We start from the raw sequence: 15864 nt of genomic DNA, 5'->3' as shown, positions 1-15864 counted from the left end.
CCGCTGCACCGCCGACTTGAACCGTAAAGGCCCGCGATCTTTTGACCAGCCCTCTTCTTGAAGCCGTAGCGCTTGCCTGTGAACGCGACCTGCGCCTGCTGTTCGAGCAACTCGACCTGCGGCTGACGGGTGGGGACATGGTGCAAATCAGTGGCCCCAATGGCAGCGGCAAGACCAGCCTGCTGCGCCTGCTGGCCGGGCTGATGCAGCCGACGGCCGGCGTGGTGCATCTCAACGGCAAGCCCTTGAACGAACAGCGTAGCGAGCTGGCGCGCAACCTGATCTGGATCGGCCACGCCGCCGGCATCAAAGACGTACTCACTGCTGAAGAAAACCTCAGTTGGCTCAGCGCCCTGCATCATCCTGCTTCCCGTGACGCCATCTGGCAGGCCCTGGCCGCGGTGGGCCTCAAGGGCTTTGAGGACGTTCCCTGCCACACCCTGTCCGCCGGCCAGCAGCGCCGCGTGGCCTTGGCCCGCTTGTACTTGCCCGGCCCGCCGTTGTGGATTCTCGACGAACCTTTCACCGCCCTCGACAAACAAGGCGTGGTTCAACTCGAAGCACACCTGGCCCAGCACTGCGAGCAAGGCGGCCTGGTGGTGCTCACCACCCACCACACCTTGGCGCGTATGCCTGCTGGCTACCGTGAGCTGGACCTGGGGCGGTGGTCGCTATGAGTGTGTTCGCCCTGTTGGTCGCCCGCGAAGCCCGGCTGTTGTGCCGTCGCCCCGCCGAACTGGCCAACCCGCTGGTGTTCTTTGCCATCGTGATCGCGCTGTTCCCGCTGGCGGTTGGCCCGGAGACTAAACTGTTGCAAACCTTGTCCCCAGGACTGGTGTGGGTCGCCGCGCTTTTATCGGTTCTGCTCTCGCTGGACGGGCTGTTTCGCAGTGATTTCGAAGACGGTTCCCTGGAGCAGTGGGTCCTTTCGTCGCACCCGTTGCCACTTTTGGTACTGGCCAAGGTGCTGGCACACTGGGTTTTTTCCGGCTTGGCGCTAGTCTTGCTCTCGCCACTGCTTGCCATGATGCTTGGGTTGCCCGTTGAATGCCTGCCGGTGCTGCTCCTGTCTTTGTTACTCGGCACGCCGGTGCTCAGCCTGTTGGGGGCGGTGGGCGCAGCGTTGACGGTCGGCTTGAAGCGTGGCGGGCTGTTGCTGGCCCTGTTGATTCTGCCTTTGTATATCCCGGTGTTGATCCTGGGCAGTGGCGCGTTGCAAGCCGCGCTCATGGGTATGCCGGCGACCGGTTACCTCTTGTGGCTGGGTAGCCTGACCGCCCTGGCGGTAACCCTGACACCTTTTGCTATAGCCGCCGGCCTGAAAATCAGCGTCGGTGAATAATGAGGTCTGACCCGGCGTCAATGACGCTGAGTCAGTAAAGACCCTGAGCTTTTCGCCACGACGAAAAGCACCGTGATGGAAACAGCAATGAACTGGACCTGGTTTCACAAGCTCGGCTCGCCCAAATGGTTTTATGGCATCAGTGGCAAGCTGCTGCCGTGGTTGAGTATCGCCGCCATCCTGCTGATCGGCACTGGCCTGGTCTGGGGCCTGGCCTTTGCGCCGCCGGACTATCAGCAAGGCAACAGCTTTCGCATCATCTATATCCACGTACCTGCCGCGATGCTGGCCCAGTCCTGCTATGTGATGCTGGCGGTGTGTGGCATCGTCGGCCTGGTATGGAAGATGAAGCTGGCCGACGTGGCCCTGCAATGCGCCGCGCCGATCGGTGCATGGATGACCGCCGTGGCACTGGTGACCGGTGCGATCTGGGGCAAACCGACCTGGGGCTCGTGGTGGGTGTGGGATGCGCGCCTGACCTCGATGCTGATCCTGCTGTTCCTGTATTTCGGCCTGATTGCCCTGGGCAACGCCATCAGCAACCGTGAAAGCGCCGCCAAGGCTTGCGCGGTGCTGGCGATTGTCGGCGTGATCAACATCCCGATCATCAAGTACTCGGTGGAGTGGTGGAACACCCTGCACCAAGGCGCCACCTTCACCCTCACCGAAAAACCGGCGATGCCCGTGGAGATGTGGGCGCCGTTGCTGTTGATGGTGCTGGGCTTCTACTGTTTCTTCGGCGCCGTATTGCTGCTGCGCATGCGCCTTGAAGTGCTCAAGCGTGAAGCCCGTACCAGTTGGGTGAAAGTCGAAGTGCAAAATTGCCTGGGAGCACGTGGATGAGTTTTGCTTCTTTCAGCGATTTTCTCGCCATGGGCCACCACGCCCTGTATGTCTGGACGGCCTATGGCATCTGCCTGGCGGTGCTGGCCCTCAACGTCGCCGCGCCGATCCTGGCCCGCAAGCGTTACCTGCAACAAGAGGCGCGACGTCTGCGCCGGGAGACCGAAAAGTGAATCCGCTGCGTAGAAAGCGTCTGTTGATCATCCTTGCCATCCTGGCCGGCGTCGGCATTGCCGTGACCCTGGCCCTGAGCGCCCTGCAGCAGAACATCAACCTGTTCTACACGCCCACCCAGATCGCCAATGGCGAGGCACCGGTCGATACGCGCATCCGCGCTGGCGGCATGGTAGAGCAGGGCTCGTTGAAGCGTTCCGGCGATTCGTTGGACGTGACCTTCGTCGTCACCGATTTCAACAAGGCCGTGACCATCACCTATCGCGGCATCCTCCCGGACCTGTTCCGGGAAGGCCAGGGCATTGTCGCCCTGGGCAAGCTCAACGCCGATGGCGTGGTAGTGGCTGACGAAGTGCTGGCCAAGCACGATGAAAAATACATGCCGCCCGAGGTCACCAAAGCCTTGAAAGACAGCGGCCAAACCGCTCCCGCCACCCAAGTCAAGGAGGGCTGAGCCATGACGTCCGCACTGTTTATTCCGGAGCTGGGCCAGTTGGCGATGATCCTCGCGCTGTGCTTTGCCGTGGTCCAGGCCGTGGTGCCCTTGCTCGGTGCCTGGCGCGGCGACCGCCTGTGGATGAGCCTGGCGCAGCCGGCCGCCTGGGGCCAGTTTGCCTTCTTGCTGTTCGCCTTTGGGTGCCTGACCTACGCCTTCATGACCGACGATTTTTCGGTCGCCTACGTTGCCAACAACTCCAACAGCGCTTTGCCCTGGTACTACAAGTTCAGCGCCGTGTGGGGTGCCCACGAAGGTTCATTGCTGTTGTGGGCCTTGATCCTCGGCGGCTGGACCTTCGCCGTCTCGGTGTTCTCGCGCCAATTGCCGCAAGTGATGCTGGCGAGGGTGCTGGCGGTGATGGGCATGATCAGCATCGGCTTCCTGCTGTTCCTGATCATGACCTCCAACCCGTTCACCCGCATCCTGCCGCAGATCCCGGTGGACGGTCACGATCTCAACCCGTTGCTGCAGGATATCGGCCTGATCGTGCACCCGCCGATGCTCTACATGGGTTATGTGGGGTTCTCCGTGGCCTTCGCGTTTGCCATCGCCGCCTTGCTCGGCGGTCGTCTCGACGCCGCCTGGGCGCGCTGGTCACGGCCATGGACCATCGTTGCCTGGGCCTTCCTCGGTATCGGTATCACCCTGGGCTCATGGTGGGCCTACTACGAACTCGGCTGGGGCGGCTGGTGGTTCTGGGACCCAGTGGAAAACGCCTCCTTCATGCCGTGGCTGGTGGGTACCGCGCTGATTCACTCCCTGGCCGTCACCGAAAAACGTGGCGTGTTCAAGAGCTGGACGGTACTGCTCGCCATCGCGGCGTTTTCCCTCAGCCTGCTCGGCACTTTCCTGGTGCGCTCGGGCGTGCTGACCTCGGTGCATGCGTTTGCCTCAGACCCTGAGCGCGGCGTGTTCATCCTGATCTTCCTGCTGTTTGTCGTCGGCGGCTCGCTCACCCTGTTTGCCTTGCGCGCGCCGGTGGTCAAGAGCCAGGTCGGTTTCAACCTGTGGTCGCGGGAAACCCTGTTGTTGGGCAATAACCTGGTGCTGGTGGTAGCCGCGTCGATGATCCTGCTCGGCACCCTCTACCCGCTGGTGCTGGACGCCTTGAGCGGCGCCAAGCTGTCCGTGGGGCCGCCGTACTTCAATGCGTTGTTCATCCCGCTGATGGGCCTGTTGATGGTGGTGATGGCGGTCGGCGTGCTGGTGCGCTGGAAAGACACCCCGGTGAAATGGCTGGTGGGCATGCTGATGCCGGTGCTGCTCGGCAGCGTGGCCCTGGCGGTGATCGCCGGTTTCGCCTACGGCGACTTCAATTGGGCGGTACTCGCGACGTTCCTGCTGGCAGCCTGGGTGTTGCTCGCGGGGGCGCGGGACATCGTCGACAAAACGCGCCACAAGGGTTTGCTCAAGGGCCTGCCCACCCTGACCCGCAGCTACTGGGGCATGCAGATCGCCCACATTGGTATCGCGGTGTGCGCCCTTGGGGTAGTGCTGTCCAGCCAGAACAGCGCCGAGCGCGACCTGCGCCTGGCGCCGGGCGAGTCCATGGACCTGGCCGGTTACCACTTCATCTTCGAAGGTGCCAAGCACTTCGAAGGGCCGAACTTCACTTCCGACAAAGGCACGGTGCGCGTAGTGCGCAATGGCAAGGAAATCGCCGTGCTGCACCCGGAGAAACGCCTGTACACCGTGCAGAGTTCGATGATGACCGAGGCTGGTATCGACGCCGGTTTCACCCGTGACCTGTATGTGGCCCTCGGTGAACCCTTGGGAGACGGGGCCTGGGCCGTGCGCGTGCATGTCAAACCCTTCGTGCGCTGGATCTGGTTCGGCGGTTTGCTCACCGGGTTCGGCGGGTTGCTCGCAGCGCTGGACCGGCGCTATCGGGTCAAGGTCAAGAGCCGGGTGCGTGAAGCGCTTGGCCTTTCGGGAGCTGCGGTATGAAGCGTTGGTTGATGGTTGTGCCGCTGGCGTTGTTTCTGCTGGTGGCGGTGTTCCTGTATCGCGGGTTGTACCTGGACCCTGCCGAGCTGCCTTCGGCGATGATTGGCAAGCCGTTCCCCGCCTTCAACCTGCCAACGGTGCAGGGTGACAAGACCCTGACCCAGGCAGACTTGCAGGGCAAGCCGGCGCTGGTCAACGTGTGGGCCACCTGGTGCATCTCTTGCCGCGTCGAACACCCGGTGTTGAACAAGCTGGCCGAGAAGGGTGTGGTGATCTACGGCATCAACTACAAGGACGACAATGCGTCGGCCTTGAAGTGGTTGGCGGAATTTCATAACCCGTACCAGCTGGATATCCGCGACGAAGACGGCAACCTGGGATTGAACCTGGGTGTGTACGGCGCACCGGAAACTTTCTTCATCGACGCCAAAGGTGTGATCCGCGACAAGTTCGTCGGCGTGATCGACGAAACGGTGTGGCGCGAGCAACTGGCCGCCAAGTACCAGGCCCTGGTCGATGAGGCCAAGCCATGAAGCGTTGGTTGACCGCTGCCGTTTTAGCCCTGGGCCTGGCCGGCGTGGCCCACGCCGCCATCGACACCTATGAATTCGCCAACGACGCGCAGCGTGAGCGTTTCCGCGACCTGACCAAGGAACTGCGCTGCCCCAAATGCCAGAATCAGGACATCGCCGACTCCAACGCCCCGATTGCCACCGACCTGCGCAGAGAGATTTTCCGCATGCTGGGGGAGGGCAAGGACGACCAGCAGATCATCGACTTCATGGTCGACCGCTACGGTGATTTCGTACGCTACAAACCGGCACTCACCGGCAAGACCGCGCTGCTGTGGTTTGGCCCGGCCGGGCTGTTGCTGGCCGGCGTGGTGGTAATGGCCGTGATCGTGCGTCGGCGCCGTGTCGCACCGATTGATGGCGCCGATGCGCTGTCCCCTGAAGAGCGTAAACGCCTCGACCAATTGCTGGACACCAAGACTGATGATTGATTTCTGGCTCGCAGCCGGTTTGCTGCTACTGATTGCCCTGAGTTTCCTGTTGATCCCTGTGTTGCGTGGCCGTCGTGCCCAGCGTGAAGAGGATCGCACCGCGTTGAACGTGGCGCTGTACCAGGAACGCGTCGCCGAGCTGCAAGCGCAGCAGGACGAAGGTGTGTTGAATACCGCGCAGCTCGACACCGGCCGCGCCGAAGCGGCCCGTGAGTTGCTGGCCGACACTGAAGGTGTGGCAAAGCCCCGCGAATCGCGGTTAGGCAAACCGCTGCCGTTTTTGGCGGCGTTTCTGGTGCCTGTGCTGGGCGTTGCGCTGTACCTGCATTATGGCGCGAGCGACAAGGTTGAACTGACCCGTGAGTTTTCCCAACCGCCGGTGTCCATGGCCGACATGACCCGCCGCCTGGAACGCGCCGCCGCTGCACAACCGGATTCGGCAGAAGGTTTGTACTTCCTTGGGCGCGCCTATATGGCCCAGGACCGTGCCGGCGATGCCGCCAAAGTCTTTGAACGTACGGTTGCGTTGGCCGGGCGCCAACCGGAACTGCTCGGGCAATGGGCCCAGGCGCAGTACTTTGCTGACAACAAACAATGGTCGCCTCAGGTTCAGGCGCTGACCGACGAAGCCTTGAAGCTCGATCCCAAGGAAGTCACCAGTCTTGGCCTGTTGGGTATCGCTGCCTTTGAGGGCCAGCGTTATCAGGAAGCCATCGACTACTGGAACCGCCTGCTCGCGCAACTGCCGCCAGAAGACAATTCCCGTGTCGCCCTGCAAGGCGGGATTGATCGCGCGGCAGAGAAGCTCAAGGAGAGCGGTGGCAGCGTCGCCCAGGCGCCCAAGGCGCTACTGACCGTGCGGGTGGACTTATCTGCCGAAGTGAAGGCCAACGTCCTGCCAGGCGACAGCGTGTTCATCTTTGCCCGCGCCGTAAACGGCCCCCCGGCGCCCTTGGCTGCCAAGCGTGTGACCGTCGACGCATTGCCGGTCACCGTCGAACTGGGCGATGCCGACGCGATGATGCCGCAGTTGAAACTGTCCAACTTCCCCGAAGTCCAACTGGTTGCGCGCATATCCCGGGCCGGCCAACCGACCACTGGCGAATGGATCGGCCGCAGCCAACCGTTGGCCAGCAGCACCACTGCGTTGCAGCAACTGACCATCGACACTCCGGACCAGTAATTCTGAGGACACACCCATGACCGCATTTGCACGCATCACCTTGCTCAGCCTGGTACTCGGCCTGAGCGCCTGTGCGGTCCACCGCCCACCTCCGGCGCCGACCGGCCCGACTATTCCACCGTCTGGCCCCTCGACCCAGCCGAACACCAAGCCCAGCACCAAACCTTCCGGCCCGGTGACGCCACCGGCCAAACCCCTGCCAAGCAAGTCGCCGACCTTTGCCCCACCGCCGGGCGCCGCCAGCCACTGGGACGGCAAGATGCAGGTGTACGTGCTCGACGATCAGCCTGACACCTTCTACCGCCAGCGCACTTACTACCGTTGGAGCAACGGCTGGAGCCGCTCCATCAGCCCCAACGGGCCATGGGAAGAGACCAACGTGCAAGGCGTGCCGCCGGGGTTGAGCAAGCAGTACGCGCAATGACAAAAGGCGGCCTTAGGGTTAATGCCAGTCAGTTAAGACAGAATCGGTAACTGTGGCGAGGGAGCTTGCTCCCGCTGGGGCGCGAAGCGGCCCCAAAAATGGGACTGCTACGCAGTCCAGCGGGAGCAAGCTCCCTCGCCACAAGTCACTGGTTGTCTGCTCTAGCTCTTAACTGACTGGCATTAGGCCTGAGGGTCGCCTTTTTCATGGCTTTCAAACGCACTGTGTAGATCACGGTAGGGCCAAGCAATTAAAGCCCGACGCATGCGCCGAATGCGCAGTGCGCTGTAGTGATGTAGCTATCGCTGGCCTGGCGTGGGAAGGATTGCTAGGTATACTTTCCTGCGGCTACTACGACGCGGCTCCCCGGGTGCAAACCAGGCGCCGCGCAGTGGTCCCGGGGATGTACCGGTGTGGGGACAAGCGAAGAGGGTTTTTAATGGCAGGCAGGTTGATCTATCTCATCGGGCCATCGGGTTCGGGCAAAGACAGTCTGCTGGATGCCGCACGCCCACGTCTGGTTGAGCGTGGGTGCCGCATGGTGCGACGGGTGATCACTCGGTCCGCGGAGGCGGTGGGCGAAGCGGCGCAAGGTGTGAGCCCCGAGCAGTTTGCGGCCATGGAGGCCGAGGGCGCATTTGCCTTGAGCTGGCAGGCTAATGGCTTGTCCTACGGCATCCCCAGGGAAATCGACGATTGGCTGGCCGCGGGGGACGACGTTCTGGTCAACGGTTCCCGTGCGCACCTGGCGCAAACCCGTGAGCGTTATCCGACCTTGCTGATATTGCTGCTGACGGTGGACCAAGCGGTGCTGCGCCAGCGTCTGATTGCGCGTGGGCGGGAGTCATTGGCGGATATCGAGGAGCGCCTCGCGCGCAATGCGCGGTTCACTGCCGAATTGATTGCCGGTCATGGCGCGGGGTTGTTCGTATTGGATAATTCCGGCCCGTTGGCGCATACCGTCGAACGCTTGCTGTGTTGCCTGGAGCACGGGCACAGCGTGAACACCTGACCCAGTAGTGCATGGGTAATGCCAGCGCTCAGATAAAACCCGGAGACGGAGCTCATATTTTTCAATACGCACCCATGCCGACTTGTTGGTGGACTTCAATACGGAGAAGACAAGATCGACCTGTCGCAAATGGCACGCGACGGCAAGGTAGCGCTGAACTTCGTTGAGCACTATACAGGGGCGGCAGGGGCGCGATTGTTTGACGCAATGCGGGGCGGGACTTACTCAATGATTGATTAAGTCCCGCCCCTTTGTGCGTTGTGAAAAGTATTTATGAGCCGAAGGCCCCGTCAGGACGCTTGGGCAGTGGCCAACGCGGCTTTACGTGACGCACTCAGGAAGCGCAACAAGGCCACCAGCGCAAATGCGCTGCCCACCAGCATGACGGCCAACCAGCCGCCATGTTCATACACGCTGCTGGCAATCGCCGAACCGAACGCACCGCCGATAAAAATGCTGGTCATGTACAGCGCGTTCAGGCGGCTACGGCTGTTGGCATCGAGGGCGTAGATGGCGCGCTGGCCGAGGACCATATTCATCTGCACGCAGAAGTCCAGAACCACACCGGTGACTGCCAGGCCGATCACGCTGTAGAGCGGGTGTACCAACGCCGGCAGGAAACTCAGCGCGCCAAACAGCATCGCCAGCAGCGAGGCGCGGTGGGTATGGCCGGCATCGGCCAGGCGACCGGCCATGGGCGCGGCGATGGCGCCAAGGGCACCGACCAGGGCAAACAGTGCGATCTCGCTTTGGCTCAGGCCGTGGTTACGCGCCAGTTCCAGTGGTACGGCAGTCCAGAACAGGCTGAAGGCAGCGAACATGCAACCCTGGTAGAACGCCCGCTGGCGCAACAGCGGTTGCTCACGCAACAGGGTGCCCAGGGAGCGCAGCAACTGGCCGTAGCTGGCACTGTGATCGGGCTGGCGCTTGGGGATTGTCAGCATCAGCACCACGCTGATAAACGCCATCAGTGCGGCGGCCGCCATGAACATCGCACGCCAGCCGAAGTGGTCGGCCACCACGCTCGACACCGGCCGTGCCAGCAGAATGCCCAGCAGCAGGCCGCCCATGATGCTGCCGACCACCCGGCCCCGGGATTCGGCCGGCGCCAGGTGTGCGGCCAGCGGAATCAGGATCTGCACCGAGACGGAACTGAAACCGATCAGCAGCGACACCAGCAAGAACAGGTTCGGCTGTTCGATAAACGCCGCACCCAACAGGCTGGCGATCGCCACGACGGTGGTGGCGATCATCAGCTTGCGGTTTTCCAGCAGGTCGCCCAGAGGCACCAGGAAAAACAGGCCCAGGGCATAGCCGATTTGCGTGAGGGACACGATCAGGCTGGCCATTGCCGGCGTCAGGCCAATGTCTGGTGCAATCAGCTCGATGATCGGTTGCGCGTAGTAGATGTTGGCGACGATGGCGCCGCAGCAAAACGCGAACAGCATGACCATGCCCCGGGTCATGGTGCCTGCAGCGTGAGAGGTTGCGTTCATGGTGTACTCATAAAGGCGAAGGACGATGGCGTGAGAGAGTAAAGACAAGGCTCTCAAGTGAGTAGGCTGCTTGTGGTGATATCACTTATGCCGGCTGATGATACATTCAGACACATCTGCCCTACGCAAAAAAGTGGGAGCTGGCTTGCCTGCGATGGCGGTGCACCAGTCACCAGAAATATGACTGATAGATCGCTTTCGCAGGCAAGCCAGCTCCCACAGGTTTGACCGAGTTGATTCAGTCAGATGGGTTATTGGCCAGAGTAGATCTGGTCAAACACCCCGCCATCATTGAAATGGGTCTTTTGCACTGTGCGCCAGTCGCCGAAGGTCTTCTCCACCGACAGGAAGTCCACCTTGGGGAACCGGTCGGTGTACTTTGCCAGCACCTTCGGGTCCCGTGGGCGCAGGTAGTTGTTGGCCGCAATTTCCTGGCCTTCGGGCGACCACAGATACTTGAGGTAGTCCTCGGCCACGGCACGGCTGCCTTTTTTCTCGACCACTTTATCCACCACCGACACCGGCGGTTCGGCTTCGGCGGAAACGCTTGGATAGACCACTTCGAACTGATCACGGCCAAACTCGCGGGCGATCATTTCTGCTTCGTTTTCAAAGGTCACCAGCACGTCGCCAATCTGGTTGGTCATGAAGGTGGTGGTGGCGGCGCGGCCACCGGTGTCCAGCACTGGCGCTTGCTTGAACAACTTGCCAACGAAGGTCTTGGCCTTTTCTTCATCGCCGCCGTTCTTCAGCACGTAACCCCAGGCCGACAGATAGGTGTAGCGGCCGTTACCCGAGGTCTTAGGGTTGGGCACGATTACCTGCACGCCGTCCTTGAGCAGGTCGGGCCAGTCTTTCAACGCCTTGGGGTTACCTTTGCGCACAATAAACACCGTGGCTGAGGTGAATGGCGCACTGTTGTTCGGCAGGCGTGTCACCCAGTTGTCCGGCACCAGCTTGCCGTTGTCGACCAGGGCATTGATATCGGTAGCCATGTTCATGGTGATCACGTCGGCGGGCAGGCCGTCGATCACTGAGCGCGCTTGTTTGCTGGAGCCACCGAAGGACATCTGCAGCGTCAGCTTGTCGTCCGGATGCTCGGCTGCCCAGTGCTTCTGGAAAGCGGCGTTGTAGTCCTTGTAGAAGTCGCGCATCACGTCGTAGGAGACGTTGAGCAGGGTGGTCGCTGCCTGGGCGGAGCCCGCCAAGGCCAGGCCGGCGGCCAGTAGGGAGGCGCTGAGGATTTTTTTCACTGCTCATTCCTTGTTGTTCGAGAAGAGGGAGGCAATTTGCCAGCGACTATAGCCGGGCCTGCATAGAGCTTTAAAGATTAAAACGAACTTTGCTTATTCCAGTTTGCGAAACAGATTGCTGCCACAGCGCGCGCAAAACGCGGCGTTGGGTTCATGGCTGTCCTTCTTGCACACTGGGCAGTCGGTATGCAGCTGTTCGCCGCGCATGGCACTGGCCAGTTCAGCGGTAAAAATACCCGTCGGCACGGCGATGATCGAGTAACCGGTGATCATCACCAGCGAAGAAATCACCTGGCCCAGGGGCGTCTTGGGCACGATATCGCCGAAGCCCACGGTGGTCAGGGTGACGATCGCCCAGTAGATGCCCTTGGGAATACTGGTAAAGCCATGTTCCGGGCCTTCGATCACGTACATCAAGGTGCCGAACACCGTCACCAGGGTGCACACGCTGACCAGGAACACCACGATCTTCTGCTTGCTGCCGCGCAGCGCCGCCATCAGGTAGTTGGCCTGCTTGAGATACGGGCTGAGCTTGAGCACGCGGAAGATGCGCAGCATCCGGATGATGCGGATGATCAGCAGATACTGGGCGTCGCTGTAGTACAGCGCGAGGATGCCGGGGACGATGGCGAGCAGGTCCACCAAGCCATAAAAGCTGAAGGCATAGCGCAGCGGCTTGGGCGAGCAATACAGGCGCAGGCCGTACTCGATGGCGAAGATCAGCGTGAAGCCCCACTCGATATAGGCCAGCACGTCGGCGTAGTTCTGATGGATTGTGTCGATGCTGTCGAGCATCACGATCACCAGGCTGGCGAGGATGATCAGCAGCAGGATGCCGTCAAAGCGCCGCCCGGCGACGGTGTCGCTTTGGAACACCATGATGTAGAGGCGCTGGCGCCAGTCGTTGTTGCTGTCCATAAACCCTGCCTGAAACGAATATCGAGCAAGCCTAGGGCGATTCGAACGGGCTGTCCATGTGAGGCTTGTGCAGCATTCGCTGACCGGCGCGCACCAGCCAGCACGCGAGAATAAATGGCGCGGTCAGCGCGGGCAGGTGCAGGCCGCAAAAGCCAGGGGTGAGCAGGATGGCCAGGCCGATGCCCAGCAGTGGCAACCAAGGCTGGCGACGCGACGAGCACAGGGCCAGCGCGGCCAGCGCGGGGTTATAGCTGTGCAGGCCGAGCAGGGCGCCAGTGGGGTCGTTCAACCACAGGCCGGCCAGCATGCCGAGAGTGGCGCCGCCCAAGGCCCACGCGACGGCGCGACGGTCGGCCAGCAGCAAGCCCAGGGCGATCAGCACACCCGCCAGGGGCTGGTCCAGCAGCATGATTTGCCCAAGGCCGGTGAAGGGTGCGGCCAGTACAGCGACAGTGTCGGGCTCGCTCAGCGCAAGGGTGTTCTCCGGGGCCTGGCCGAGCAGCAACCAGCCCAGGCCAACAAAGGGCGCGGTGTACGCTGGCAAATTCAGGGGTTGGGTCGCGTGTTTCAACCAGTGCCGGGTGAGGATGGCACTCAAGCCGCCGCACGCCAGGATCAGCGGCGGCACCAGCGCCGACCAGGCAAAGTGCTGGCTGATCAACAGGCCCAGCAATACGCCGTTGTAGCTATACAGCCCGGCCTGGCGCTCGGCCTTGGGATACCCCCGGCGCTGGGCCGTGAGCAACCCTGCGACGCCCCCCAGCAAGGCACCGCCAAGCAAGGCCGGGGCACCGATCAGGATCGCCAGCAGGCACAGCAGGCCGCACAGCGGGTGGCGCTGCAGGAAGATTTGGCTGAAGCCGTTGAGCAGGGCTTCGGCCCAGTCGGGGCAGGTTGGGTTGTGCATTTGGGTTGAGTCAATAAGACCGAGTTGCCCTCATCGCAGGCAAGCCAGCTCCCACATTTGATTGATGTTCGACATGCAAACTCGATCAAATGTGGGAGCCGGGCTTGCCCGCGATGAGGCCCTGACAGGCGCTAAATCAGCGTCTCTATACGCAGCGAATTGGTGGACCCCGGCTGCCCGAACGGCACCCCTGCGGTAATCACCAAGGTATCGCCACGCTGCGCCATGCCCTGGGCCTGGGCAATTTCCAGTGCGGTGGAACACACCTCATCCACCTGGCGCAGCCGATCATTGACCACCGAGTGCACGCCCCACGCCACGCTCAGGCGCCGCGCCGTGGACAGGTTGGGTGTGAGGTTGAGGATCGGCGCCACGGGCCGCTCCCGCGCCGCGCGCAAGCTGGAACTGCCGGACTCGCTGTAGTTCACCAGCACCGCCACCGGCAGGATGCTGCTGATGCGGCGGATCGCGCAGCTGATGGCGTCCGACACCGTGGCATCTGCCTTGGGCCGGCTGACATCCAGCTGTGCCTGGTAGTCCGGGCCGTTTTCCACCTGGCGGATGATCTTGCTCATCATCTGCACCGCTTCCAGCGGGTACTCGCCCGAGGCGGTTTCGGCCGACAGCATCACCGCATCTGCACCTTCGGCCACCGCGTTGGCGACATCGGTGACTTCGGCGCGGGTGGGTGCCGGCGAGAAGCGCATGGATTCGAGCATCTGCGTGGCCACCACCACCGGCTTACCCAGTTGGCGGCAGGTGCTGATGATGTCTTTCTGGATCTGCGGCACGCTCTCGGCCGGCACTTCCACGCCCAGATCACCCCGGGCCACCATGATCGCGTCACTCAGTTCGGCGATTTCACGCAACCGTTGCACCGCCGAAGGCTTTTCGATCTTGGCCATCAAAAATGCTTTATCGCCGATCAGCTCGCGGGCTTCGCGGATGTCTTCCGGGCGCTGCACAAACGACAGCGCCACCCAGTCCACACCCAGCTCCAGGCCGAAGCTCAGGTCGCGGCGGTCCTTGGTGGTGAGTGGGCTCAGTTCCAACAGCGCTTGTGGGACGTTCACACCTTTGCGGTCAGACAGTTCGCCGCCATTGAGCACGGTGGTGTCGATGGCATCGGCATGCTTGGTGATTACGCGCAGGCGCAGCTTGCCGTCGTCGAGCAGCAGGTCCATACCCGGCTCCAGGGCCGCGATGATTTCCGGGTGGGGCAGGTTGACCCGGCGTTGGTCGCCCAGGGTTTCATCCAGGTCCAGGCGCAGGGCCTGGCCGCGTACGAGCTGCACCTTGCCCTCGGCAAAGCGTCCCACCCGCAGCTTCGGCCCTTGCAGGTCCATGAGGATACCGAGCGGGTAGTTGAGCTGGCGCTCGACCTGGCGAATCCACTGGTAGCGCTGGGCATGGTCGGCGTGGTCGCCGTGGCTGAAGTTGAGACGGAAGATATTTACCCCGGCCTCCACCAGCTCGCGGATGTCGTCGATACCGTCGGTGGCCGGGCCCAGGGTGGCGAGGATTTTGACCTTCTTGTCAGGCGTCATGGTTGGCAGTCTCGAGGATCAGGATGGCGCGGAAGTCGTTGACGTTGGTGCGCGTCGGCTCGGTGACGATCAAGTCGCCCAGGGCGGCGAAATAGCCGTAGCCGTTGTTGTTGTCCAGCTCATCACTGGCCGACAAGCCCAGGGCTTCGGCACGGCGGTAGCTGCAGGGGGTCATGATCGCGCCGGCGTTGTCTTCTGAACCGTCGATGCCATCGGTATCGCCGGCCAGGGCGTACACGCCGGGCAGGCCCTTGAGACTATCGGTGAGGCTCAAGAGGAATTCCGCATTGCGCCCGCCACGACCGTCGCCGCGTACAGTGACGGTGGTTTCGCCCCCCGACAGAATCACGCACGGCGCCGCCAGTGGCTGGCCGTGCTGCACGATCTGCCGGGCGATGCCGGCGTGTACCTTGGCCACATCGCGGGCTTCGCCTTCCAGGTCACCGAGGATCAGCGGGCTGAAACCGGCCTGGCGCACTTTGACCGCCACCGCTTCCAGGGATTGCTGCGGGCGGGCGATCAATTGGAAGTGGCTGCGGGCAAGCACCGGATCGCCAGTCTTGACGGTTTCCGAGGCCGGGTTCTGCAACCAACTGCGCACCGAAGCGGGGGTGTCGATGTGGTAACGCTTGAGGATCGCCAGGGCCTGTTGCGAGGTGCTAGGGTCACCGACGGTTGGGCCCGAGGCAATCACCGTGGCCTGGTCGCCCGGTACATCGGAGATCGCGTAGGTGTACACCGTGGCCGGCCACGCAGCCTTGGCCAAACGCCCGCCCTTGATGGCCGAGAGGTGCTTGCGCACGCAATTCATCTCGCCAATGGTGGCGCCGGATTTAAGCAGGGCTTTGTTGATGGCTTGTTTGTCCGCCAGGGTGATGCCCTCGGCGGGCAGGGCCAGTAATGCCGAGCCACCGCCGGAGAGCAGGAAGATCACACGGTCGTCTTCACTCAGATGGCTGATCAGTTCCAGCACGCGCTGGGCCACGGCCAGGCCGGCCGCATCCGGAACCGGGTGGGCGGCTTCGACCACTTCGATTTTTTTGCATGGCGCGCCATGGCCATAGCGCGTGACCACCAGGCCCGAGACTTCGCCATGCCAACAATCTTCGACGACCAATGCCATGGCGGCCGCGGCTTTACCGGCGCCGATCACGATCACACGGCCACTGCGGTCGGCAGGCAGGTAGGGTTCAAGGACTTGCCGGGGGTGGGCGGCATCGATGGCTGTGGCAAACAGCTCGCGAAGCAGGTGTTGCGGATCGACCGACATAAGCGGGCTCCCGGGGGATTCTTGTTATTAGAGGTGCAGCGATCGT

General features: G+C 62.3%; 17 protein-coding genes. 11 read left to right on the top strand and 6 right to left on the bottom strand.

Features of this window, described 5'->3' with window-relative positions; translation table 11 throughout:
- Nucleotides 1–41: 41 nt before the first annotated feature.
- From ccmA to phnN, 11 genes are all read left to right on the top strand, one after another.
- Nucleotides 42–677, top strand: coding sequence for a cytochrome c biogenesis heme-transporting ATPase CcmA (gene ccmA / locus HBO10_RS00755; protein ID WP_034127172.1), 636 nt, complete (start codon nt 42–44; stop codon nt 675–677).
- Nucleotides 674–1342: a heme exporter protein CcmB gene (gene ccmB, locus HBO10_RS00750; RefSeq protein WP_014717701.1), complete on the top strand. Its 669-nt coding sequence runs from the start codon at nt 674–676 to the stop codon at nt 1340–1342. The genes ccmA and ccmB overlap by 4 nt, the downstream gene beginning before the upstream one ends.
- Before the next feature lie 87 nt (nt 1343–1429).
- Nucleotides 1430–2185: a heme ABC transporter permease gene (locus tag HBO10_RS00745; RefSeq protein WP_034127173.1), complete on the top strand. Its 756-nt coding sequence runs from the start codon at nt 1430–1432 to the stop codon at nt 2183–2185.
- Complete coding sequence (ccmD, locus tag HBO10_RS00740) at nt 2182–2358, top strand: heme exporter protein CcmD (protein WP_034127174.1); 177 nt, start codon at nt 2182–2184, stop codon at nt 2356–2358. Before HBO10_RS00745 ends, ccmD begins: the two co-directional genes overlap by 4 nt.
- Nucleotides 2355–2813 carry a cytochrome c maturation protein CcmE gene (gene ccmE / locus HBO10_RS00735; protein WP_034127175.1) on the top strand — a complete coding sequence of 153 codons (459 nt, stop codon included), beginning with the start codon at nt 2355–2357 and terminating at the stop codon, nt 2811–2813. Before ccmD ends, ccmE begins: the two co-directional genes overlap by 4 nt.
- A gap of 3 nt (nt 2814–2816) precedes the next feature.
- Complete coding sequence (locus tag HBO10_RS00730) at nt 2817–4805, top strand: heme lyase CcmF/NrfE family subunit (RefSeq protein WP_034127176.1); 1989 nt, start codon at nt 2817–2819, stop codon at nt 4803–4805.
- Nucleotides 4802–5338 carry a DsbE family thiol:disulfide interchange protein gene (locus HBO10_RS00725; RefSeq protein WP_034127177.1) on the top strand — a complete coding sequence of 179 codons (537 nt, stop codon included), beginning with the start codon at nt 4802–4804 and terminating at the stop codon, nt 5336–5338. Before HBO10_RS00730 ends, HBO10_RS00725 begins: the two co-directional genes overlap by 4 nt.
- Nucleotides 5335–5808, top strand: coding sequence for a cytochrome c-type biogenesis protein (locus HBO10_RS00720; protein WP_020301388.1), 474 nt, complete (start codon nt 5335–5337; stop codon nt 5806–5808). The genes HBO10_RS00725 and HBO10_RS00720 overlap by 4 nt, the downstream gene beginning before the upstream one ends.
- Nucleotides 5801–6991, top strand: a complete 1191-nt coding sequence (gene ccmI, locus HBO10_RS00715) for a c-type cytochrome biogenesis protein CcmI (protein WP_034127178.1) — start codon at nt 5801–5803, stop codon at nt 6989–6991. The genes HBO10_RS00720 and ccmI overlap by 8 nt, the downstream gene beginning before the upstream one ends.
- 16 nt (nt 6992–7007) lie before the next feature.
- Nucleotides 7008–7415 carry a lipoprotein gene (locus tag HBO10_RS00710; RefSeq protein ID WP_034127179.1) on the top strand — a complete coding sequence of 136 codons (408 nt, stop codon included), beginning with the start codon at nt 7008–7010 and terminating at the stop codon, nt 7413–7415.
- Nucleotides 7416–7854: 439 nt separating this feature from the next.
- Nucleotides 7855–8427, top strand: a complete 573-nt coding sequence (phnN, locus tag HBO10_RS00705) for a phosphonate metabolism protein/1,5-bisphosphokinase (PRPP-forming) PhnN (protein ID WP_034127180.1) — start codon at nt 7855–7857, stop codon at nt 8425–8427.
- 290 nt (nt 8428–8717) lie between these two features.
- Here the strand turns inward: phnN and HBO10_RS00700 are convergent, their stop codons facing one another.
- The 6 genes from HBO10_RS00700 to HBO10_RS00675 form a co-directional block, all read right to left on the bottom strand.
- On the bottom strand, nt 8718–9923 hold the full coding sequence (locus HBO10_RS00700; RefSeq protein WP_034127181.1) for an MFS transporter: 1206 nt from the start codon (nt 9921–9923) through the stop codon (nt 8718–8720).
- Nucleotides 9924–10174: 251 nt separating this feature from the next.
- On the bottom strand, nt 10175–11176 hold the full coding sequence (locus tag HBO10_RS00695; RefSeq protein WP_034127182.1) for a sulfate ABC transporter substrate-binding protein: 1002 nt from the start codon (nt 11174–11176) through the stop codon (nt 10175–10177).
- A gap of 93 nt (nt 11177–11269) precedes the next feature.
- A complete protein-coding gene (locus HBO10_RS00690; protein WP_014717713.1) occupies nt 11270–12094 on the bottom strand; it encodes an ion transporter in 825 nt (274 codons plus the stop codon).
- A gap of 31 nt (nt 12095–12125) precedes the next feature.
- Nucleotides 12126–13001 (bottom strand): urea transporter, encoded by an 876-nt coding sequence (locus HBO10_RS00685; RefSeq protein WP_034127183.1) that lies wholly within the window; start codon nt 12999–13001, stop codon nt 12126–12128.
- Nucleotides 13002–13132: 131 nt separating this feature from the next.
- Entirely contained in the window at nt 13133–14548 is a 1416-nt protein-coding gene (gene pyk / locus HBO10_RS00680) for a pyruvate kinase (protein ID WP_034127184.1), read from the bottom strand.
- Nucleotides 14538–15818, bottom strand: coding sequence for a glycerate kinase (locus HBO10_RS00675; RefSeq protein WP_034127185.1), 1281 nt, complete (start codon nt 15816–15818; stop codon nt 14538–14540). Before HBO10_RS00675 ends, pyk begins: the two co-directional genes overlap by 11 nt.
- Between the last annotated feature and the right edge of the window lie 46 nt (nt 15819–15864).

It is taken from the genome of Pseudomonas sp. WS 5503, from assembly GCF_012985385.1.
In the GTDB taxonomy this organism is placed as follows: domain Bacteria; phylum Pseudomonadota; class Gammaproteobacteria; order Pseudomonadales; family Pseudomonadaceae; genus Aquipseudomonas; species Aquipseudomonas paracarnis.
Note: the sequence above shows the minus strand (reverse complement) of the source record. Positions and strands in the feature narration are given on the sequence as shown.

What these genes read in the sequence shown, in the direction of transcription:
- phnN (WP_034127180.1), top strand. Translation starts at nt 7,855, where the DNA reads ATGGCAGGCAGGTTGATCTATCTCATCGGGCCATCGGGTTCGGGCAAA.
- HBO10_RS00685 (WP_034127183.1), bottom strand. Translation starts at nt 13,001, where the DNA reads ATGCACAACCCAACCTGCCCCGACTGGGCCGAAGCCCTGCTCAACGGC.
- HBO10_RS00690 (WP_014717713.1), bottom strand. Translation starts at nt 12,094, where the DNA reads ATGGACAGCAACAACGACTGGCGCCAGCGCCTCTACATCATGGTGTTC.
- ccmI (WP_034127178.1), top strand. Translation starts at nt 5,801, where the DNA reads ATGATTGATTTCTGGCTCGCAGCCGGTTTGCTGCTACTGATTGCCCTG.
- HBO10_RS00730 (WP_034127176.1), top strand. Translation starts at nt 2,817, where the DNA reads ATGACGTCCGCACTGTTTATTCCGGAGCTGGGCCAGTTGGCGATGATC.
- ccmB (WP_014717701.1), top strand. Translation starts at nt 674, where the DNA reads ATGAGTGTGTTCGCCCTGTTGGTCGCCCGCGAAGCCCGGCTGTTGTGC.
- HBO10_RS00710 (WP_034127179.1), top strand. Translation starts at nt 7,008, where the DNA reads ATGACCGCATTTGCACGCATCACCTTGCTCAGCCTGGTACTCGGCCTG.
- HBO10_RS00700 (WP_034127181.1), bottom strand. Translation starts at nt 9,923, where the DNA reads ATGAACGCAACCTCTCACGCTGCAGGCACCATGACCCGGGGCATGGTC.
- HBO10_RS00720 (WP_020301388.1), top strand. Translation starts at nt 5,335, where the DNA reads ATGAAGCGTTGGTTGACCGCTGCCGTTTTAGCCCTGGGCCTGGCCGGC.
- HBO10_RS00745 (WP_034127173.1), top strand. Translation starts at nt 1,430, where the DNA reads ATGAACTGGACCTGGTTTCACAAGCTCGGCTCGCCCAAATGGTTTTAT.
- pyk (WP_034127184.1), bottom strand. Translation starts at nt 14,548, where the DNA reads ATGACGCCTGACAAGAAGGTCAAAATCCTCGCCACCCTGGGCCCGGCC.
- HBO10_RS00725 (WP_034127177.1), top strand. Translation starts at nt 4,802, where the DNA reads ATGAAGCGTTGGTTGATGGTTGTGCCGCTGGCGTTGTTTCTGCTGGTG.
- HBO10_RS00675 (WP_034127185.1), bottom strand. Translation starts at nt 15,818, where the DNA reads ATGTCGGTCGATCCGCAACACCTGCTTCGCGAGCTGTTTGCCACAGCC.
- ccmD (WP_034127174.1), top strand. Translation starts at nt 2,182, where the DNA reads ATGAGTTTTGCTTCTTTCAGCGATTTTCTCGCCATGGGCCACCACGCC.